This window comes from Arthrobacter sp. SAFR-044 (genome assembly GCF_051965175.1).
Lineage (GTDB): Bacteria > Actinomycetota > Actinomycetes > Actinomycetales > Micrococcaceae > Arthrobacter.
The window spans coordinates 227,314-247,632 of the sequence record NZ_JBQCMK010000001.1; the positions used below are offsets into that span (position 1 = coordinate 227,314).

Genomic DNA, 20,319 nt, shown 5'->3' on the forward strand with positions numbered 1-20,319 from the left:
GGTCCGGTACAACAGCCCGCGTGGTTCTCCGGGGCACCCCGCGGCGGCCACGGCCCTGTGCAATAAGTCTCATGGTGGACCACTATAAGTCATTTTGCACCTCCTTGAGAGTTGGCTCACATGGAAACCTTGGGGAGGGGAAATCGAAAACTACTCTGAAGGGACGTCAACGGTGACTGTGCCTGTAACGACCGAAAAACCCATTGCATCCAGCGGCGAAAGGCCCGGCCTCAAGGCGCAGCTGCTGCGCCGCAAACCGATCGGCCAGCTGGTGGGTGAAGCCGCGGGCAGCGAGGGCAGCCACGGGCTGGTCCGCAGCTTCGGCGTCCTCCACCTGACCATGATCAGCGTGGGAGCCACCCTGGGGACGGGAATCCTGGTGATCCTCGGCGAATCGGTTCCGCTGGCCGGGCCCGCCATCTGGATCTCGTTCGTCATCGCCGGCCTGGCCGCGCTGCTCTCGGCCGTGTCGTACGCCGAGATGGCGGGCCTGGTCCCGGTGGCGGGCTCGAGCTATTCCTACTCCTACGCCACCCTGGGTGAGGGCATGGCGTGGATTTGTGGTTGGTGCCTTGTCCTCGAATACGCGGTGTCCGTGGCCGCCGTGGCGGTGGGTGCCGGCCAGTACGTCAACGAAACGTTGGCTGCGTTCGGGCAGGTACTGCCCGGGGCGGTGGCACAGCCTCCCGGTGACGGGGGACTGATGAACCTTCCGGCAATGGCCATCGTGGCGCTGGCCATGATCCTGCTGGTCCGCGGTGCCCGGGAGAGCGCCCGGATCAACACGGCCATCGTCATCCTCAAGGTGGGCATCCTGCTGTTCTTCTGCGCCGTAGCCTTTACTGCCTTCAACGCAGGGAACTTCCAACCGCTCCTGCCCATGGGCGCGGCCGGGGTCTCCGCCGCAGCCTCCAGGGTGTTCTTCTCCTACATCGGGTTTGATGCCGCCTCCACTGCCGGGGAGGAGGCCAGGAACCCCAAGCGCGACCTTCCCCGCGCCATCCTGCTGTCCATGGTGATCGTCACCGGCATCTACGTCCTCGTAGCCGTGGCTGCCATCGGCGCCCGCCCCTGGGGCTGGTTCGACGGCACAGAGGCCGCCCTGGTCCAGATCCTGGAGGAAACTACCCACCAGCCATGGATCGCCCTGGTCTTCTCCGTCGGTGCTGTCCTTGCCATCGCCAGTATCGTGCTCACCGTCCTGTACGGCCAGACCCGGATCCTGCTGTCGATGTCCCGTGACGGACTGGTACCCAAAGTCTTCGGCCGCATCTCACCCCGCACCGGCACCCCGGCCGCCGGAACCCTCGTTGTGGGTACCGCCGTCGCCCTCACCGCAGGGCTGGTCCCGCTGGGCGCCCTGGCAGATGCCACCAGCATCGGAACCCTGTTTGCCTTCGCGCTGGTCAACGTGGCCGTCATCTACCTCCGCCGCAACCGCCCTGACCTGAAGCGGAGCTTCAAGGTGCCGCTGTACCCCATCACCCCCGTGCTGGGCACGCTCATGTGCGCCTACCTGATGGCAAACCTTGGCGCCGATACCTGGGTTGTCTTCGGCGCCTGGATGCTCGTGGGCGTCGCCATCTACTTCGGCTATGGACGCCGGAACTCCAAGGTGGCGGCTCTCAGCGAGCTCGATTACCGTGAACTGACCGCCAAGGCCCCGAGCCAGGAACCTGTGAAAGCAGAACAACCATGACCATCGCCACCGAACTGCCTGCCTTCAACCCCTCCAGCACCTCCACGCCGCCGGCGGACGCGGCCGGGCAGGGCGCCGGTGGGCAGGCGGCGCCCGTCACCATGCTGAACCCAGACTTTCCGTTCAGTTACGACCACTACCTGGCCCACCCGGACGGACTGGGTTCCGTCCCGCCGGAGCTCTACGGCACGGAGGTCGCGGTCATCGGCGCCGGGCTTTCCGGGCTGGTGACAGCCTATGAACTGATGAAGCTCGGCCTGCGGCCCGTGGTTTATGAGGCGGACCAAATCGGCGGCAGGCTCCGCACAGCCGCCTTCCCCGCCGCGCCCGGAGTGGTGGCGGACCTGGGCGGGATGCGGTTCCCGGTCTCGGGCAAGGCCTTTTACCACTACGTGGACCTTCTGGGCCTGGAAACCCAGGACTTCCCCAACCCCCTCGCCGAGGCCACCTCCAGCACCGTGATCGAACTGGCAGGCAAGAAGCATTACGCGGAGAAGCCAAGCGACCTTCCGCCGTTCTTCCGCGAGGTGGCCGACGCCTGGAAAGCAGCGGTCAACGACGGCGCCGCGTTCGGCGGGATGCAGGACGCGATCCGTGCCCGGGACACCGCCAGGATCAAGGAACTCTGGAACGAACTGCTCCCGCTCATGGACGAACAGACCTTCTACGGGTTTATCGCCGCCAGCGAGTCCTTTAAGAAGGCAGGGTTCGCCCACCGGGAAGCGTTTGGCCAGGTAGGCTTCGGCACCGGTGGCTGGGACACCGACTTCCCCAACTCCATCCTGGAAATCCTGCGCGTGGTCTACACCGATGCTGACGACCAGCACCGGCTGATCCGTGGGGGAGCGCAGCGGCTGCCCGAGGCACTCTGGCAGCACGCGCCGTCGGGCCTGGTGCATTGGCCCGCCGGCACCTCCCTGGCATCGCTGCACTCCGGCTCACCCCGCGGGGCCGTGGGAAAGATCAGCCGGGACCCCGACGGCAACCTGCGGATCCGTGAACGCTGGGGCCGCGAGGCCAGCTACCCGGCCGTGGTGACCACCTGCCAGTCGTGGCTGCTGTCCACGCGGATCCACACGGAGGAGGCGCTGTTCCCGGCCGGGCTGTGGACCGCGATGGAACGCTCGCACTACATGCAGTCCTCCAAGACCTTCGTCATGGTGGACCGGCCGTTCTGGAAGGACATCGACCCCGCAACGGGCCATGAGACCCTGTCCATGACGCTGACGGACCGCCTGAACCGGGCCACGTACCTGCTGGACAACGGTCCGGACCAGCCCGCCGTCATCCTGCTCTCCTACACCTGGAATGACGACGCCCTGAAGTGGCTGGCCCTGGACGCCGACGAGCGGGTGGAGCTGATGCTGCACTCGCTGGAGCAGATCTACCCCACCGTTGACATCGCCGGCCACATCGTGGGCCAGCCCATCACCGTGTCCTGGGAAGCTGATCCCAACTTCATGGGCGCGTTCAAAGCCAACCTCCCCGGGCACTACCGCTACCAGCAGCGTCTCTTCACCCACTTCAAGCAGGACGCCCTGCCGGAATACCAGCGCGGTATTTTCCTTGCCGGCGATGACGTCTCCTTTACCGCGGGCTGGGCCGAAGGTGCCGTGACCACAGGCCTGAATGCGGTGTGGGGCGTGGTGAAGCACCTGGGCGGGTCCTCGGCGCCGGGCAATCCCGGTCCCGGCGACCTGCTGGACGAATACGGTCCTATTTCATTGGACTAAGCGTGGAGCTCGCGGTGTTTCGCCGCGAGCTCCACGTAGCGCGTCGCATTGGCGCGGACGCCGTCGAACTCTTCGTCGGTGAGTTCACGGCGCACCTTGGCGGGCACGCCCGCCACCAGCGAGCGGGGCGGGACCACCGTTCCTTCCAGCACCACGGCGCCGGCGGCCACCAGGGAGCCGGCGCCGATCACGGCACCGTTGAGGACGGTGGCGCCCATGCCGATCAGGCAGTCGTCCTCCACGGTGCAGCCGTGCACGACGGCGGCGTGCCCCACACTGACGCGTTCGCCAACCGTGCAGGGGAAGCCGGGGTCGGCGTGCAGCACCACATTGTCCTGCAGGTTGCTTCCGGCGCCCACGGTGATGGCCGCGGTGTCGGCGCGGACGGAGACGCCGTAGAAGGCGCTGGCGTCCGGGCCCAGGGTGGCGTTGCCGATGATCGAGGCCGACGGGGCCACGAAAGCTGATTCATGGACAGCCGGGGAGTTGCCGGCGAAAGGGTAGAGAGGAGCCATGGCTTCACCCTAAGCCACCCCTCCACCCAACTGGCCAGCAGTAGTTGTCGTTTTGAGGCCTCAAAACGACAACTGGTGCCAGTCAGTTGGGGGAGGCAACTCGACGGCTAGTTGAAGACCACCGTCCGGTTGCCGTCCAGCAGCACCCGGTGCTCGGCATGCCACTGCACGGCCTGGACCAGCGTGCGGCCCTCCACGTCGCGGCCCATCTGCACGAACTGCTCGGCAGTGCGGGCATGGTCCACCCGGATGACTTCCTGCTCGATGATGGGCCCCTCGTCCAGGGCGGCGGTGACGTAGTGTGCCGTGGCCCCGATCAGCTTCACCCCGCGGGCGTGCGCCTGGTGGTAGGGCCTGGCACCCTTGAAGGACGGCAGGAACGAGTGGTGGATGTTGATGGCCTTGCCGGTGAGATCGGTGCAGAGTTCATCGGACAGGATCTGCATATAGCGGGCCAGGACGGTGAGCTGGATGTCGTGCTCGGCGATGAGGGCGCGGAGCTTGTCCTCCGCCTGGACCTTGGTGTCCCTGGTCACGGGAATGTAGTGGAACGGGATGCCGTAGAACTCTGCCAGCCCGGCCAGGTCCTGGTGGTTGGACACGATAGCCGGAATTTCGATGGGAAGGGTGCCGGAGCGCTGCTGGAAGAGCAGGTCGTTGAGGCAGTGCGCCGACGTGCTGCACATCACCAGGGTGCGCACCTTGTCGCCAACGGTATCCAGGCTCCACTGCATCGAGAAGGCCTCCGCCACGGGCTCCAGCGCGGCGCGCAGCTCGGATTTGGGGGCTGCCGTGGTCACCTCCACCCGCATGAAGAAGTTGCCGGTTGAAGGGCTTCCGTACTGCTGCGAATCCGTAATGTTGCAGCCTGCCACCAGCAGCGCTCCGGCCACGGCGTGGACAATGCCGGGGCGGTCCGGGCAGGACAGGGTTACGACGTACGCTTGGTTCAGCAGCTGTTCATTCACGCGTAATAGCCTACCCGCGCTGCAGGCGCCGGTTTTGGTAGGCTGGAACGGTCGCAACTGGCGTTGGGTGGCTAACCACCAGGGAGCGGCAATCACGAAGACCACGGATCGTACGCCTGGGCCGAGGGTCATGTTTTGCCGGAATTTGGAGTTGCCCCTGCGTCAGCACAGCAGCGCCATGCCGCGCTTTCACGCCCTGTCATCAACAGGGTGCGGATGTACGCCAGCCGGTAGCCTGACCTAAGCAGTGCCCGTATCCCTAGCCAGGAGTTCCTCGTGACTACTACAGCCACCTCAACTACAGCCGTCAGCAACCAGCCGCTGGCTGAGCTTGACCCCGAAATCGCCGCAGTCCTTGAGCAGGAGCTGGGCCGCCAGCGCGGCACCCTGGAAATGATTGCTTCCGAGAACTTCGCGCCCCGCGCCGTGATGGAAGCCCAGGGCTCCGTCCTCACCAACAAGTACGCCGAGGGCTACCCGGGCCGCCGCTACTACGGCGGCTGCGAATACGTCGACGTCGCAGAACAGCTGGCCATCGACCGGGTCAAGTCCCTGTTCGGCGCCGAGTTCGCCAACGTCCAGCCGCACTCCGGCGCACAGGCCAACGCTGCCGCGCTCTCCGCCATGATCACTCCCGGCGACAAGATCCTGGGCCTGTCCCTGGCCCACGGCGGGCACCTGACCCACGGGATGAAGCTGAACTTCTCCGGCAAGCTGTACAACGTGGCTGCCTACCAGGTGGAGGAAGACAACTTCCGCATCGACATGGACAAGCTCCGTGAGCAGGCCATCGCCGAGAAGCCCCAGGTCATCATCGCCGGCTGGTCCGCCTACCCGCGCCACCTGGACTTCGCCGCCTTCCGCTCCATCGCCGATGAAGTGGGCGCGCTGCTCTGGACCGACATGGCACACTTCGCCGGCCTGGTGGCAGCCGGGCTGCACCCCAGCCCCGTGCCGCACTCCGACGTCGTCACCTCCACCGTGCACAAGACCCTTGCCGGTCCCCGCTCAGGCGTGATCCTTGCCAAGGAACAGTGGGCCAAGAAGCTGAACTCCAGCGTCTTCCCCGGCCAGCAGGGCGGGCCGCTGATGCACGTCATCGCAGCCAAGGCCGTTGCCTTCAAGATCGCAGGCACGCAGGAATTCAAGGAGCGCCAGGAGCGCGTCCTGGAAGGCGCCCGGATCATCGCCGACCGCCTGAACCAGGCGGACGTCGCCGAGGCCGGCGTCTCCGTCCTCACCGGCGGCACCGATGTGCACCTGGTGCTGGTTGACCTGCGCAACTCGCAGCTGGACGGCCAGCAGGCCGAGGACCTCCTGCACTCCGTGGGCATCACCGTCAACCGCAACGCCGTGCCGTTCGACCCCCGTCCCCCGATGGTCACCTCCGGCCTGCGCATCGGCACCCCGGCCCTGGCCACCCGCGGCTTCGGTGCTGCCGAGTTCACCGAGGTGGCCGAGATCATCGCCACCGCACTCAAGGCAGGCAGCAGCGCCGACGTCGAGGCGCTCCAGGCCCGCGTGGACAAGCTGGCGGCCGACTTCCCGCTCTACCCGCAGCACGAGCAGTGGTAACCCATGACTGAAACCACAACCGCACAGATCCTTGACGGCAAGGCCACCGCCGCTGCCATCAAGGCCGAGCTGACCGAACGCGTGGCCGCACTCAAGGCCAAGGGCGTCACTCCCGGCATCGCCACTGTGCTGGTGGGCGCTGACCCTGCCTCGCAGCTGTACGTCTCCATGAAGCACAAGCAGTCCGTGCAGATCGGGATGAACTCCATCCAGCGCGAGCTGCCGGCCGACGCCACCCAGGAACAAGTGGAGGCCCTCATTGACGAACTCAATGCGGACCCCGCCTGCCACGGCTACATTGTGCAGCTGCCGCTGCCCAAGCACCTGGACACGGACGCCATCCTTGAGCGGATCGACCCCGCCAAGGACGCCGACGGGCTGCACCCCACCAACCTTGGCCGGCTGGTGCTGAACGTCAACAACAAGATCACCACGCCGCTGCCGTGCACCCCGCGGGGCGTCATCGAGCTGCTGGAGCGCAACGGCTACAGCCTGGCCGGCAAGCACGTCGTGGTGGTGGGCCGGGGCGTCACCATCGGCCGGTCGATCGGCCTGCTGCTGACCCGGCGGGACGTCAACGCCACCGTGACCCTGACCCACACCGGCACCACGAACCTCCCGGAGCTGCTCAAGCAGGCGGACGTCATCGTGGGTGCGGCGGGCGTGAAGCACATCGTCAAGGCCGCGGACGTGAAGCCGGGCGCTGCACTGCTTGACGTCGGCGTGACCCGCGAAACCGATCCGGGGACCGGAAAGAGCCGCGTCTACGGGGACATCGATCCCGCCGCCGCCGAGGTGGCCGGCTGGATCTCGCCCAACCCGGGCGGCGTAGGCCCCATGACCGTGGCGCTGCTGATGACCAACGTGGTGGAGGCCGCGGAACGCGCGGCAGGCATCCAGCAGTAGTTCGCACACAACCAGTACGACGGCGGCACGGCACCTTTTGGACGGAAGGTTCCGCGCCGCCGTCGGCCGTTTAACGACGGAACTGCAAGTGCCCTTCCACATGTGCGCCGCCTCCACTAGTCTGCACAGGTGCACAACCACGCCCTGACGCCCTCCGGCACCCTGACCGGGGGCCCGCCGCACGGCACCGTCATCTCCGCCGAAAACCTCACCAAGACCTATGGCGACGTGGCCGCCGTGGACAGCATCTCGTTCACCGTGCCTGCAGGGGAGTCTTTCGGCCTCCTGGGGCCCAACGGCGCGGGCAAATCCACCACCATGAAGATGATCGGCGGCGTCACCCGGCGCACGTCCGGCCGGTTGAGCATCATGGGCCTGGACCCGGACACCCACGGGCCGGAAGTGCGCGCGCACCTGGGCGTGGTGCCGCAGCAGGACAACCTCGACGAGGAACTGCGCGTCCGGGACAACCTCCTGGTCTACGGCCGCTACTTCGGCCTCCCCATGAGCTACCTCAGGCCCAAGGCTGACGAACTGCTGGAGTTTGCCCAGCTGACGGACAAAGCCAAGTCCAAGGTGGACGCGCTCTCCGGGGGCATGAAGCGCCGGCTCACCATCGCCCGTTCCCTGATCAACGAGCCGCGCATCCTGCTCCTGGACGAGCCCACCACGGGACTGGACCCGCAGGCCCGGCATATCCTCTGGGACCGGCTGTTCCGGCTCAAGGAACAAGGCGTCACGCTGATCCTCACCACGCACTACATGGACGAGGCCGAGCAGCTCTGCGACCGGCTCATCGTAGTGGACAAGGGACGGATCATGGCTGAGGGCTCGCCCGCGCAGCTGATCCGCGGGCATTCCACGCGTGAGGTGGTGGAGCTGCGGTTCGGTTCGGAGCGGAACGCCACCATCGGTTCCCAGCTGGAAGGCATCGGCGAACGCCTCGAGGTGCTGCCGGACCGGGTGCTGGTGTACGCGCACGACGGCGAGTCAGCCCTTGAGCAGGTATCGGCCCGCGGCCTGAGGCCGCTGACATCGCTGGTGCGCAGGTCCTCGCTGGAGGACGTGTTCCTCCGGCTCACCGGGCGGAGCCTCGTTGACTGAACCGTTGACTGAACCACCGGCGGGGGCAGGGCCGTCCGGCATGCACGCACATGCACCGGAGGTTTCGGCGGCCAGGGCGCGGCGCTGGGGCGCTTTCTACTACGCGGAGCAGGTGCTTCGCGTGATGAAGGGCTACTCCTGGTCCATCCTGATGTACAGCGTGGGGCAGCCGGTGGCGTACCTGTTCGCCATGGGCGTGGGCCTGGCCACCCTGGTGGACAGCGGCAACGCAGCGTTCGGCGGTGTTTCCTACCTGGCCTTCATCGCCCCGGCGCTGCTGGTGTCCGCCGCCGTGATGACGGCCGCCAACGAATTCACGTTCCCCGTCATGGACGGCTTCAAGTGGCGCAGGATCTACTATGGCCCGCACGCCTCGCCGCTGGCACCGCAGCAGATCGCTGCCGGACAGATCATGGCGGTGACGCTGCGCCTGCTGTTGCAGTCGGCCATCTACTTCGGCGCCGTGGCCTTGTTTGGCGCCTCGCCATCGGGCTGGGGCTGGGCGGGCATCCTGGTGGCCACGCTGACGGGGCTGGCCTTTGGGCTGCCCCTGATGGCATACTCCGCCTCCATCACCGAGGACAAGGGCCAGTTCGCGCTGGTGATGCGGTTCATCGTGATGCCGCTGTTCCTGTTCTCCGGGACGTTCTTTCCGCTGGAAAACCTTCCCGTGGCCGTCCGCTGGGTGGGCTGGATCTCGCCCATTTGGCACGGCACCGAGCTGGGCAGGGTGCTCAGCTTTGGATACCGGGAGCCCCTGCTCCTCACGGTTCTCCACGCCGCCGTCCTGTCAGGACTGGCGGTCCTGGGCTGGATCCTGACCCGGCGGCGCTTCGTCCTGAGGATGGGCCGATGAGCGCCCCCGCGCAGGCCCGCGGCCGGTCGTTCGGGCCCCTCTATTCGCGCAATGCCAGGGCGGTGATTTCCCGGGGCCTGATGGCCACCCGCAGCACCAACTGGCTGGTGATGGTGTCCGGGTTCTTCGAGCCCGTCCTGTTCCTCATCTCCATGGGCGTGGGCCTGGGGGCGATCGTGGGCGACGTCCAGGGACCCGACGGAACCCATATCAGCTACGCGGCCTACATCGCCCCCGCCCTGCTGGCCGTCTCGGCCATGAACGGTGCCGTGTACGACTCCACCTGGAACGTCTTCTTCAAGATGAACTTCGCCAAGCTCTACCAGGGCATGCTCTACACCTCACTGGGACCGCTGGATGTTGCGTTGGGCGAGATCGTCCTGGCCCTGCTGCGGGGCATGCTCTACGCCACCGGCTTTACCGCTGTGATGGGCGTGATGGGGTTGATCACCACGCCCTGGGCGTTGCTGATGGTCCCGGCATCGGTGCTGATCGCGTTCGGATTCGCGAGCCTGGGCATGGGCATCACCAGCTTCCTGAAGACGTTCCAGCAGATGGACTGGATCAACTTCATCCTGCTGCCCATGTTTCTTTTCAGCGCAACGTTCTACCCCCTGAGCGTGTACCCCCAGACCATCCAATGGTTCATCCAGGCCATGCCGTTGTGGCACGGTGTGGAACTGCTGCGGCAGATCAGCGTAGGCAGCTTCACGGCCGCCACACTCCTGCACGTCGGCTACTACGTGGTGATGACCGCCGTCGGCATGCTGCTGACCACCCTGCGGCTGCGGAGCCTGTTCCTGAAATAGCCTGCCTCCGGTCTGCGCGGCGCCGTGTTCGCCGGGGGTGGAAGGCGGCGGGAGCACAGTCCGCCGTTTGAGACAATAGCTGCATGCGAACTTTGGGCAGCTCCTCGTCATCCTCCAAACCCGCCAGGGCCGGTTTTTCGATGTTCCGGATCAGCGGGCCGGGCCTGATGGTCCTGGTGACAGCCTTCATCGTGGCGGTCATCTTCGCCGCCAACCAGAACGACGTCGTGGGCTGGGTTGTCGCCGTCATCGCCGCCTTCTGGCTCGCGCTGGCCGCGTTCGTAGTCTTCAGCATCCAGCGGGCCGCCAAGAAGGCGGGGGCCAAGCTGTCCGAGGCGCAGAGCGCCTTCAACACCGCAACCGGCCGTGCCCCCGCGCCCGCGTCCGTGGACCACGGCGGGACGCGGGTGGTGTACGAACGCACCAAGGCCGACGAGGTACGCGACCTGAAGCTGGACCACTCCTTCAAAATCGTCCAGGTCCAGGTGCGGGTGGTGGAGGAGGAATGGGCCAAGGGCGCCGCCGCCAACCAGGACACCATTAACCGCGCCCTCGAGACCATCGAGATCACAGCCACCAACGCCCGGGACATGATCAAGTCCTCCGGCGGCAGTGGTGAGCCGGTGACCGGAACCATCATCGACTAGAGTGGAGCGGGTGAGCTCGGCATTGAACAAGGACCACCTTCGCATCGCATCCGTCAACGTCAACGGCCTCCGCGCTGCCTTCAAAAACGGCATGTCGGCCTGGCTGGAGCCGCGCGAAGTGGACATCCTCTGCCTGCAGGAAGTGCGCGCCCCTGACGCCGTGGTCCGCGAGCTGCTGGGGGACGGCTGGCATATCCTGCACGCCGAGGCTGAAGCGAAAGGCCGTGCCGGCGTCGCCATCGCCTCCCGCCAGGAACCGCTGGAAACCAGGAACGGCATCGGGGACGACTACTTCGCCACGGCCGGGCGCTGGGTGGAAGCGGATTTCCGTTTCCCCGACGCCGCAGGCAACCCAGTCCAGCTCACCGTTGCCAGCGCCTACGTGCATTCCGGCGAAGTCGGGACCCCCAAGCAGGACGACAAGTACCGCTTCCTTGACGTCATGAGCACCCGGCTTCCGGAGCTCACCAAGCACAGCGACCACGCGCTGGTGGTAGGGGACCTGAACGTCGCCCACACGCCCCGGGACATCAGGAACTCCAAGGGCAACCTGAAGAAGGCAGGCCACCTGCCGGAGGAACGCGCCTACTTCGACCGCTTCTTCGGCGAGGAGATTGGCTGGCACGACGTCCACCGGAATTTCGCAGGCGACGTCGACGGGCCGTACACCTGGTGGTCCTGGCGCGGCAAGGCGTTCGACAACGACACCGGCTGGCGCATCGACTACCACATGGCCACCCCCGAACTGGCAGCGTCCGCCATTTCGGCTGTTGTGGACCGTGCAGCCTCCTGGGACACCCGCTTCTCCGACCACGCACCGCTGGTAGTGGACTACCAGCTCTAAGCCCGAAAGTTTCTTCCATGACCACCCAGACTTCCCCCACTGCCAAGAAGCGCATCCTTTCCGGCGCCAAGCCCACCGCAGATTCCCTGCACCTGGGCAACTACATCGGCGCCGTGCGCAACTGGGTGGACATGCAGGCGGAATACGACGCCGTCTTCTTCATCCCGGACCTGCATGCCATCACGGTGGACTTCGACCCCGCTGAACTGGCCAAGCGCACCCGCATCGTGGCAGCCCAGTACATCGCCGCGGGCATCGACCCGGACAAGAGCATCTTCTTTGTCCAGTCCCACGTTCCGGAGCATGCGCAGCTTGCCTGGGCGCTGAACTGCATCACCGGCTTCGGCGAGGCCTCCCGGATGACGCAGTTCAAGGACAAAACCCAGAAGTCCGGCGCCGACGCCGCCACGCTGGGCCTTTTCGCCTATCCCACCCTGATGGCTGCGGACATCCTGCTCTACCAAAGCGACCTGGTGCCCGTCGGCGAGGACCAGCGGCAGCACCTGGAACTGACCCGGAACCTCGCGCAGAGGTTCAACACCCGGTTTGGCCACACGTTCACGGTTCCCGAGGCAACGATCGTCAAGGAAAGCGCCAAGATCTACGACCTGCAGAACCCCAGCGCCAAGATGTCCAAGACGGGGGAGTCCCCCAACGGCGCCATCCAGCTGCTGGAGGACCCGAAGATCGCCGCCAAGCGCATCAAGTCGGCAGTGACCGACGCCGGCACGGACATCCGCTTCGACGCCGAGGAGAAGCCCGGGGTCTCCAACCTGCTGACCATCTACTCCTCCCTCACCGGCAAGTCCGTTGCCGAGCTCGAAGCCGAGTACCAGGGGAAGATGTACGGCCATCTCAAGGTGGATCTCGCCGAGGTGGTGGTGGACTTCATCACCCCGCTCCGCAACCGGACCAACGAGCTGATGGCCGATCCCGCCGAGCTTGACCGGCTGCTGGCCCTGGGTGCGGAACGGGCCCGGGAGATCGCCTCGGTCACGCTTGGCCAGGTGTACCAGCGCATGGGCTTCCTGCCGTCCCTCAGCCTCGCAGGAGTCCGCTAGCGCCATGTCTTCGAGAAACGTCACCGCCAGGGGAGGCGCCTGCTCTGCCGGCCAGGTGGAGCGGACCTTGGCTGACCGCTTCGAAGACCAGTCCGGCAGCAATGCGGCGGCAGATCGTGACGCGGCGCCGAGCGAAGAAATCAGCGTGGGCGTCATTCTTGGCTTTCCGGCCGAGATAGCCGATGAACTGCAGCGCTGGCGGGCGTCCTTTGGCGATCCCCTGGCCGGCGTTGTGCCCGCCCACATCACGCTGGTCACCACCACACCTACCCAGGATTGGGAGGCCACCCGCCGGCATGTCCGCGAGGTGGCCCGCTGCCAGAGCCCCTTCATGGTCACCATTGCCGGCACCGGAACCTTCCGGCCCGTATCACCGGTGGTTTTCATCAACGTGGCGGACGGCTTCGACGAGTGCATTGACCTGCACCGCAAGCTTCAGCAGGGTCCGCTCCACCGCGAACTTCCCTTTGCCTATCATCCCCATGTCACCATTGCCCATGATGTCGCCCCGGAAAGCCTGGATGAAGCCGAAACGGTGCTGAAGGACTACAGGGCCACCTTCCCCGTGGTTAGCATGGGACTCTATGAGCATGATGCCGACGGCATCTGGCAGCTACGGGAAGAGCTGGACTTTGGGACCGAAACTGACAACCACGCCGGCACCAGCTTCACGGACGCTGCCGCGGACGCCCCAACCGACGCAGGGTGACCGGCAGCAGCCGCTGCCAACCGAGCACGCCCGGCTGAAGCTGGAGGTCATCCAGAAACGGATGGAGTGGAACCGGGCGCGCAGGTCCGGCGGGAAGTTCGGGGCCCTGATGGCCCTGGTGCAGTGGCTCACCGCCCGGTTGAACGTCCTGCGCCCCATGCGCGCGTTCCGGCACTACACCCTCCACTATGGGCCCTTGATGAGCGCCGGCATCGGCTTCAACATGTTCTTTTCCATTACCGGCCTCCTGGCTACCGGATTCTCCATTGCCGGCCTGGTGCTGCGCGGCCAGCCGGCGCTGCTGGACACCATCATCAGCAGTGTGGCCACAAGCGCCCCGGGGCTGTTGAAGATCAACGGCGGCGAGGGGCTGGTGGACCCCAAAGACCTGCTCGATCCGAACGGGCTGGGCTGGACCGCACTGATCAGTGCCGTCGTCACCGTTGTCACGTCCCTCGGCTGGATCAACGGCCTCCGGGACGGCCTCCGCGGCGTCCTGCAGCTGCCGCCGCTCATGGTCAACCCCATCCTGATGAAGCTGCGGGACGCGGGAACCCTCCTGCTGCTGGGAACCGCCCTGGTCATCAGCGCGGGCGCCTCGCTGGTTTTCGGCACGGCGGCCGGGTGGGTCTCCGATTTCCTGCACCTCAGCGATGCACTGGCCGGGCCCCTCACCACGTCCGTCAAGATCGTGGTGCCGCTGGTCCTGAACTGGGTCACGGCGCTGATCATGTACCGCCTGGCCGCCGGACTGAAGCTGTCCCGCCAGGCGCTGCTCGAAGGCACCATCCTGGCCGCCGTGGGTACCACCGTCCTGCAGATCTTCAGCACTGAGCTGCTGGGCGGTGCCAGCCGCAATCCCATCCTGGCGCCGTTTGCCATCATTATCGGCCTGCTCATCTGGTTCAACCTGGTCAGCCAGGTCTACCTTGTCTCGGCCGGGTGGGCCGCCGTCCGCGAGGCCGACCTGGAGTCCAGCGGAGCTCCGCGGAAGACGATCCTCGGCGCGCGGCGGGCGACGCCCCAGACCTGGACTTGCAGGAACTGCCCGGCGGCCGTCTAGGAGCCGTTCCCGGCGTCCAGGTACTGGTCAGCCCAGGCAGCGATAATCCGTGCGGCGCGGGCGGCCTGGCCCTTGCCTGTCAGGAGGTGGTCGCTGCCCTCCAGGGATACGAAGTTCCTGGGGTGCCGCGCGGTCTGGAAAATGGTGCTCGCGTTCTCGATACCCACAGTGTTGTCGGTAGGGGAGTGCAGCACCATCAGCGGCTTGTGCAGCTGCCTGATGCAGTCCGTGAGGTCTGCGTTCTCAAGGTCCTCCACGAAGTGCCGCCGGATTTCCACCCGCTTGCCGCCCAGGTCCACCTCGGCGCTGCCCTCACTCAGGATTCGGTCCAGGGCGGCATCAAACACGTGGGCGACGTGCTTGGGGGAGAAGGGAGCTCCCACGGTGGCGACGGCGTCCAGCTCCGGTATCTCCCGCGCAGCCGCAAGGACCGCCGCGCCCCCGAACGAATGTCCCACCAGCAGCGAAATTGCCTTGCCTTCGCTGCGCATGAACTCTGCGGCTTTAACCGTGTCCGCCACCTTGTGGCTGAATGACCCGGCAGACCATTCACCGGCGGAGCCACCCAGGCCCACGTTGTCGAAACGCAGCATGCCGATGCCGCTGTCCGCCAGCGCCTTGCACATCCGTGCCGCCGAGGGGCTGTCCTTGCCCAGGGTGAAGCCGTGCGAGAAGACACCCCAGCCTTTGACGGGGCCTTCAGGAACATCGATGATGCCGGAGAGCATTTCGCCGGTGGAACCGGCGAAGGACACCTTCTCGGAGCGGGACATGCTGTCCCCTTTCTGTACGTGGATTCTGTGCGGAAACGAACGACGGCGCCCTCCACCACGTGTGGTGGGTGACGCCGTCGGCCGTTATGTCTGTTGTTGAACGTACTTAGATCCTGCGGGCCAGGATGGCCTGCTTGACCTCCGCGATGGCCTGGGTGACCTGGATGCCGCGCGGGCACGCCTCGGTGCAGTTGAAGGTGGTGCGGCAGCGCCACACGCCTTCCTTGTCGTTGAGGATCTCCAGGCGCATGTCGCCGGCATCGTCGCGGGAGTCGAAGATGAAGCGGTGTGCGTTCACGATCGCGGCGGGGCCGAAGTACTGCCCGTCCGTCCAGAACACGGGGCAGGACGACGTGCAGGCGGCACACAGGATGCACTTGGTGGTGTCGTCAAAGCGCTCACGGTCCTCAGCGGACTGCAGGCGCTCCCGGGTGGGCTCGTGGCCCTTGTTGATCAGGAAGGGCATGACTTCGCGGTACGATTGGAAGAAGGGCTCCATGTCCACGATCAGGTCCTTTTCCACCGGCAGGCCCTTGATGGGTTCCACCGTGATGGGCTTGGACGTGTCCAGGTCCTTCAGCAGGGTCTTGCAGGCAAGGCGGTTGCGTCCGTTGATGCGCATGGCATCCGAGCCGCAGACACCGTGGGCGCAGGAGCGGCGGAACGACAGGGTGCCGTCCATCTCCCACTTCACCTTGTGCAGGGCGTCCAGGACACGGTCCGTGCCGTACATGGTCAGGTGGAAATCGTCCCAGGTTGCTTCCCCGGAAACCTCCGGGTTGTACCGGCGGACCCGCAGGTGGACGTCGAACGTGGGGATTTCCCCGCCCCCGCCAACGCCGGCAGGAAGTTCAACCTTTGAGGCTGGCTCAGCGATTTCAGCGGTCATCTTAGTACTTCCTCACCATCGGCTCGTAGCGGGTAAAGACAACCGGCTTGGTGGCCAGGCGGATGCCGGCGATTGATTCCGCCGATCCGTCAGCCGGCGCATGGTCATCCTTGTACGCCATGGAGTGCTTCATGAATTTCTCGTCGTCACGCTCGGGGAAGTCCTCGCGGAAGTGTCCGCCGCGGGATTCCTCGCGGTGCAGGGCGGCCACGGTCATGACCTTGGCCAGTTCCAGCAGGAAGCCGAGTTCAACGGCCTCGAGCAGGTCCAGGTTGAAGCGCTTGCCCTTGTCCTGGACGTTGATGCGCTTGTACCGCTCCTCGAAGGACGCGATGTCGCGCAGGACCTGGTTCAGGGTGTCCGCCGTACGGAACACCTGCATGTTGGCGTCCATCGTGTCCTGCAGTTCCTTGCGGATCTGCGCCACCTTCTCGTCGCCGGTGCCATTGCGGGCGATGTCCAGCAGTTCGGTGGTGTAAGCCAGCGGGCTCTCCGGCAGTTCCACATACTGGGCGGTCTTTGCGTACTCCGCGGCGGCAATGCCGGCGCGCTTGCCAAAGACGTTGATGTCCAGCAGCGAGTTGGTGCCCAGGCGGTTGGAGCCGTGGACGGACACGCAGGCCACTTCCCCCGCGGCGTACAGGCCGGGGATCACGGTGTCGTTGTCCTGCAGCACCTCGGTCTGGATGTTCGTGGGAATGCCGCCCATGGCGTAGTGCGCGGTGGGGAACACCGGCACCGGCTCGGTGTACGGTTCCACACCGAGGTAGGTGCGGGCGAACTCGGTGATGTCCGGAAGCTTTGCGTCGATGTGCGCCGGCTCCAGGTGGGTCAGGTCCAGGAGGACGTAATCCTTGTTCGGGCCGCAGCCGCGGCCTTCGCGCACCTCGTTGGCCATGGAGCGGGCCACGATGTCACGCGGCGCCAGGTCCTTGATGGTGGGGGCGTAGCGCTCCATGAAGCGCTCACCTTCGGAGTTGCGGAGGATTGCACCTTCACCGCGGGCGGCCTCGGACAGCAGGATGCCCAGGCCGGCAAGGCCGGTGGGGTGGAACTGGAAGAACTCCATGTCTTCCAGGGGGATGCCGCGGCGGAAGGCGATGCCCATGCCGTCACCGGTCAGGGTGTGGGCGTTGGACGTGGTCTTGAAGACCTTGCCTGCGCCGCCGGAGGCGAACACCACGGACTTGGCCTGGAAGACGTGCAGTTCACCGGAGGCGAGGTCGTAGGAGACGACGCCGGCCACGCGCTTCTGCTTGTAGGCAGTGCCGTCTTCGCGGACAGCGTCCTCTTCAACGGTCAGCAGGTCCAGGACGTAGTACTCGTTGTAGAACTCAACGTTGTGCTTGACGCAGTTTTGGTACAGGGTCTGCAGGATCATGTGGCCGGTGCGGTCCGCTGCGTAGCATGCACGGCGGACGGGAGCCTTGCCGTGGTCGCGGGTGTGGCCGCCGAAGCGGCGCTGGTCGATGCGGCCCTCGGGGGTGCGGTTGAAGGGCAGGCCCATCTTTTCCAGGTCCAGCACGGCGTCGATGGCTTCCTTGGCCATGACTTCGGCGGCGTCCTGGTCAACCAGGTAGTCGCCGCCCTTGACGGTGTCGAACGTGTGCCATTCCCAGTTGTCTTCCTCGACATTGGCAAGGGCTGCACACATGCCACCCTGCGCCGCACCGGTGTGCGAGCGGGTGGGGTAGAGCTTGGTCAGTACTGCTGTGCGCGCGCGCTGACCGGACTCGATCGCGGCGCGCATGCCAGCGCCACCGGCACCGACGATGACGACGTCGTACTTATGGACCTGCATACCAGACGCTCTTTCTCTCAAAATTCGCTATAAAACAACGGGGCGGCTTTGCCTGCTCCGCAAAACAGGGCCCGCGGAAAAGCCCGCGGGCCCAGGGTTGTGCCAGTGCTAGGCAGGGCAGAAACCGCCCGGCAGGGCGACGCCGTTCACTACGGGGCACGGGTTGAAGGTGAAGATGACCAGGGTGCCCAGGAGGATGATGACCACAGCGGCAGCGTAGAGAACAGTCTTCAGCCAGCGGCGGGTGGACGTCTTCTCGGCGTAGTCGTTGATGATGGTCCGCACGCCGTTGGTGCCGTGCAGCATTGCCAGCCAGAGCATGGCCAGGTCCCAGAACTGCCAGAACGGATCTGCCCACTTGCCGGCCACGAAGCCGAAGTCGATGGCGTGGATGCCTTCGCCGACCATGAGGTTCACGAACAGGTGGCCGAAGATGAGGACCACCAGCACCACGCCGGAAAGGCGCATGAACAGCCAGGCGATCATCTCGAAGTTGCCCTTGGAACCGCCGCTGCGGCGGTACTGGGGAGCGATCCGCCCGCTGCGGGGGCTCTCGATGGTTGCAGTCATGGCTTAGTGACCTCCGAGGGCGAGGGACAGGTGGCGGATGGAGAAGGCAACCATGGTCACGACCCAGAGGGCCAGGACTGCCCACAGCATCTGCCGCTGGTACTTGGCGCCCTTCTTCCAGAAATCGACCGCAATGATCCGCAGGCCGTTGAAGGCGTGGAAGACGATGGCGGCGACAAGGCCGGTCTCACCCAGCGCCATCAGCGGATTCTTGTAGGCGCCGATCACAGCGGTGTAGGCCTCCGGTGACACACGCACCAAGGAGGTGTCCAGGACGTGGACCAACAAGAAGAAAAAGATCACTACACCGGTAATACGGTGTCCTACCCAGGACCACATGCCTTCACGGCCGCGGTACAAGGTGCCAGCTGGTTTTGTCGGCACTGATAAACCTCCCTGCAACACAGCGGCGCTGGCATGAGATCCATGCGGGGGGAACGCCTGCTGCGAGAGCACTCGTAGCTCAGGCCTAAATCTAGGCTTCGCTAACAGCTTATTCAATTTAGGCGTTTGGTGGTGCCCAGTGCTGGAGCGGATTTTCCGGGGAAATGAGACAAACGCCACATCGTTGCGGACTCCCGGGCCCGTGCGCAGCCCAAAAGGCATGCCTGCGCACCAACTAAAGGAGCCGCCTGCGGCCCTTCGGCTAAAGTAGCCGTGATGAGTACAGACAAAGTGACAAGCCCGGCTTCACCCATTGACCGCTTCATCGCGGTGATTCCGGCAGGCGGAGTGGGGACCCGCCTCTGGCCACTGTCACGAGCAGCAGCTCCCAAGTTCCTTCACGATCTCACGGGATCAGGCAGCACCTTGCTGCGCGCCACCTACGACAGGCTGCACCCCCTCGCGGGCAACCGGATGCTGGTGGTGACCGGCCAGGCGCACCGTGAAGCCGTATGCCGGCAACTTCCAGAGGTGCGCGACTCCGACCTGGTCCTTGAATCGGAACCCAAGGACTCCGGCGCGGCCATCGGCCTCGCCGCGGCAATCCTGCACGAACGCGATCCCGATACCATCATGGGTTCCTTCGCTGCCGACCAGGTGATCAGCCCGGACGACCTCTTCCAGCAGGCGGTCCGGGAAGCCATCCACACGGCTGCCACCGGCAAGATCGTGACCATCGGCATCAAACCCACCCACCCGTCCACCGGTTTCGGGTACATCCGCTCGGGCAAGGCGCTGCACATCGAAGGGGCCCCCAGCGCCCACGACGTCGTGGAGTTCGTCGAAAAGCCGGACGAGACGGTGGCCCAGCAGTACGTGGACAGCGGCGACTACGTGTGGAACGCCGGCATGTTCGTGGCGCCCGTGTCGCTGATGCTCAAGCACCTCGAGGCCAACCAGCCCGAACTGTTCCAGGGCCTGCAGGAAATCGCCCGTGCGTGGGACACCCCCCAACGGGACGAGGTTACGGCCCGCATCTGGCCAACCCTCCCGAAGATCGCCATCGACTATGCAGTGGCCGAGCCCGCAGCCGAAGCCGGGGACGTCGCCGTCGTGCCCGGAACCTTCCGCTGGGACGATGTTGGTGACTTTGCCTCGGTGGGCCGCCTTAACAGTGCGAAGGAAGTGGACGATGTCACCGTCCTCGGCGAAGGCGCCCGCGTCTTCACCGAGAACTCAAGCGGCGTCGTGGTCACCGACACCAAGCGTGTCATCGCCCTGATCGGCATCCAGGACGTCGTCATCGTGGATACGCCGGACGCCCTCCTGGTGACCACCATGGCCAATTCCCAGCGCGTCAAGGCCGCCGTCGATGCCCTCAAGGCGAGCGGGGACACGGACGTCCTCTGACCG

Annotated in this window: 20 protein-coding genes and 1 riboswitch; of the genes, 13 read left to right on the plus strand and 7 right to left on the minus strand. The window is 65.7% G+C overall.

Annotation, left to right across the window (positions count from 1 at the left end):
• The first annotated feature begins 172 nt into the window (after positions 1 to 172).
• Both ACTHQS_RS00985 and ACTHQS_RS00990 read left to right on the plus strand, forming a co-directional pair.
• On the plus strand, positions 173 to 1,699 hold the full coding sequence (locus ACTHQS_RS00985) for an amino acid permease (RefSeq protein WP_440165276.1): 1,527 nt from the start codon (positions 173 to 175) through the stop codon (positions 1,697 to 1,699).
• Positions 1,696 to 3,432, plus strand: coding sequence for a flavin monoamine oxidase family protein (locus tag ACTHQS_RS00990; RefSeq protein WP_440165277.1), 1,737 nt, complete (start codon positions 1,696 to 1,698; stop codon positions 3,430 to 3,432). The genes ACTHQS_RS00985 and ACTHQS_RS00990 overlap by 4 nt, the downstream gene beginning before the upstream one ends.
• On the opposite strand, the gene ACTHQS_RS00995 is transcribed toward ACTHQS_RS00990, so the two are convergent.
• Together ACTHQS_RS00995 and purU are read right to left on the minus strand one after the other, a co-directional pair.
• Complete coding sequence (locus ACTHQS_RS00995; RefSeq protein ID WP_440165278.1) at positions 3,429 to 3,947, minus strand: gamma carbonic anhydrase family protein; 519 nt, start codon at positions 3,945 to 3,947, stop codon at positions 3,429 to 3,431. The genes ACTHQS_RS00990 and ACTHQS_RS00995 overlap by 4 nt on opposite strands.
• A gap of 107 nt (positions 3,948 to 4,054) precedes the next feature.
• On the minus strand, positions 4,055 to 4,915 hold the full coding sequence (gene purU, locus ACTHQS_RS01000; protein WP_440165280.1) for a formyltetrahydrofolate deformylase: 861 nt from the start codon (positions 4,913 to 4,915) through the stop codon (positions 4,055 to 4,057).
• Between the two features lie 43 nt (positions 4,916 to 4,958).
• A riboswitch (ZMP/ZTP riboswitch) is annotated at positions 4,959 to 5,044 on the plus strand.
• Positions 5,045 to 5,191: 147 nt separating this feature from the next.
• On the opposite strand from purU, the gene glyA reads away from it, so the two are divergent.
• From glyA to ACTHQS_RS01050, 10 genes are all read left to right on the plus strand, one after another.
• Entirely contained in the window at positions 5,192 to 6,490 is a 1,299-nt protein-coding gene (gene glyA, locus ACTHQS_RS01005; protein ID WP_440165281.1) for a serine hydroxymethyltransferase, read from the plus strand.
• A gap of 3 nt (positions 6,491 to 6,493) precedes the next feature.
• Entirely contained in the window at positions 6,494 to 7,396 is a 903-nt protein-coding gene (locus ACTHQS_RS01010) for a bifunctional methylenetetrahydrofolate dehydrogenase/methenyltetrahydrofolate cyclohydrolase (protein WP_440165283.1), read from the plus strand.
• 129 nt (positions 7,397 to 7,525) lie between these two features.
• Positions 7,526 to 8,500 (plus strand): ABC transporter ATP-binding protein, encoded by a 975-nt coding sequence (locus ACTHQS_RS01015; RefSeq protein ID WP_440165285.1) that lies wholly within the window; start codon positions 7,526 to 7,528, stop codon positions 8,498 to 8,500.
• Positions 8,501 to 8,540: 40 nt separating this feature from the next.
• Positions 8,541 to 9,356, plus strand: coding sequence for an ABC transporter permease (locus ACTHQS_RS01020; RefSeq protein ID WP_440165287.1), 816 nt, complete (start codon positions 8,541 to 8,543; stop codon positions 9,354 to 9,356).
• On the plus strand, positions 9,353 to 10,165 hold the full coding sequence (locus tag ACTHQS_RS01025) for an ABC transporter permease (RefSeq protein ID WP_440165289.1): 813 nt from the start codon (positions 9,353 to 9,355) through the stop codon (positions 10,163 to 10,165). The genes ACTHQS_RS01020 and ACTHQS_RS01025 overlap by 4 nt, the downstream gene beginning before the upstream one ends.
• A gap of 83 nt (positions 10,166 to 10,248) precedes the next feature.
• On the plus strand, positions 10,249 to 10,812 hold the full coding sequence (locus tag ACTHQS_RS01030; RefSeq protein WP_440165291.1) for a hypothetical protein: 564 nt from the start codon (positions 10,249 to 10,251) through the stop codon (positions 10,810 to 10,812).
• A gap of 10 nt (positions 10,813 to 10,822) precedes the next feature.
• Positions 10,823 to 11,656, plus strand: a complete 834-nt coding sequence (locus ACTHQS_RS01035) for an exodeoxyribonuclease III (RefSeq protein WP_440165293.1) — start codon at positions 10,823 to 10,825, stop codon at positions 11,654 to 11,656.
• Positions 11,657 to 11,673: 17 nt separating this feature from the next.
• On the plus strand, positions 11,674 to 12,717 hold the full coding sequence (gene trpS, locus ACTHQS_RS01040) for a tryptophan--tRNA ligase (RefSeq protein WP_440165295.1): 1,044 nt from the start codon (positions 11,674 to 11,676) through the stop codon (positions 12,715 to 12,717).
• A gap of 4 nt (positions 12,718 to 12,721) precedes the next feature.
• Positions 12,722 to 13,426 (plus strand): 2'-5' RNA ligase family protein, encoded by a 705-nt coding sequence (locus tag ACTHQS_RS01045; protein ID WP_440165297.1) that lies wholly within the window; start codon positions 12,722 to 12,724, stop codon positions 13,424 to 13,426.
• Positions 13,427 to 13,487: 61 nt separating this feature from the next.
• Positions 13,488 to 14,489, plus strand: a complete 1,002-nt coding sequence (locus ACTHQS_RS01050; RefSeq protein ID WP_440165298.1) for a YihY/virulence factor BrkB family protein — start codon at positions 13,488 to 13,490, stop codon at positions 14,487 to 14,489.
• Here the strand turns inward: ACTHQS_RS01050 and ACTHQS_RS01055 are convergent.
• The 5 genes from ACTHQS_RS01055 to sdhC all read right to left on the minus strand — a co-directional run bounded on the left by ACTHQS_RS01055 (position 14,486) and on the right by sdhC (position 18,906).
• Positions 14,486 to 15,262 carry an alpha/beta hydrolase family protein gene (locus ACTHQS_RS01055; protein WP_440165300.1) on the minus strand — a complete coding sequence of 259 codons (777 nt, stop codon included), beginning with the start codon at positions 15,260 to 15,262 and terminating at the stop codon, positions 14,486 to 14,488. The two genes, ACTHQS_RS01050 and ACTHQS_RS01055, sit on opposite strands and share 4 nt — an antisense overlap.
• 106 nt (positions 15,263 to 15,368) lie before the next feature.
• Positions 15,369 to 16,151: a succinate dehydrogenase iron-sulfur subunit gene (locus ACTHQS_RS01060; protein ID WP_440165302.1), complete on the minus strand. Its 783-nt coding sequence runs from the start codon at positions 16,149 to 16,151 to the stop codon at positions 15,369 to 15,371.
• A 1-nt stretch (position 16,152) separates the two neighbouring features.
• Positions 16,153 to 17,952 (minus strand): succinate dehydrogenase flavoprotein subunit, encoded by a 1,800-nt coding sequence (gene sdhA, locus ACTHQS_RS01065; RefSeq protein ID WP_440165303.1) that lies wholly within the window; start codon positions 17,950 to 17,952, stop codon positions 16,153 to 16,155.
• Between the two features lie 108 nt (positions 17,953 to 18,060).
• The gene (locus tag ACTHQS_RS01070; protein ID WP_142130710.1) at positions 18,061 to 18,522 is read right to left on the minus strand and encodes a succinate dehydrogenase hydrophobic membrane anchor subunit; all 462 of its coding nucleotides are present in this window, start codon (positions 18,520 to 18,522) and stop codon (positions 18,061 to 18,063) included.
• A 3-nt stretch (positions 18,523 to 18,525) separates the two neighbouring features.
• Entirely contained in the window at positions 18,526 to 18,906 is a 381-nt protein-coding gene (gene sdhC, locus ACTHQS_RS01075) for a succinate dehydrogenase, cytochrome b556 subunit (protein ID WP_081620212.1), read from the minus strand.
• A gap of 276 nt (positions 18,907 to 19,182) precedes the next feature.
• Between sdhC and ACTHQS_RS01080 the strand changes: the two genes are divergently transcribed.
• Complete coding sequence (locus tag ACTHQS_RS01080) at positions 19,183 to 20,316, plus strand: mannose-1-phosphate guanylyltransferase (RefSeq protein WP_440165305.1); 1,134 nt, start codon at positions 19,183 to 19,185, stop codon at positions 20,314 to 20,316.
• The last annotated feature ends 3 nt before the right edge of the window (positions 20,317 to 20,319 follow it).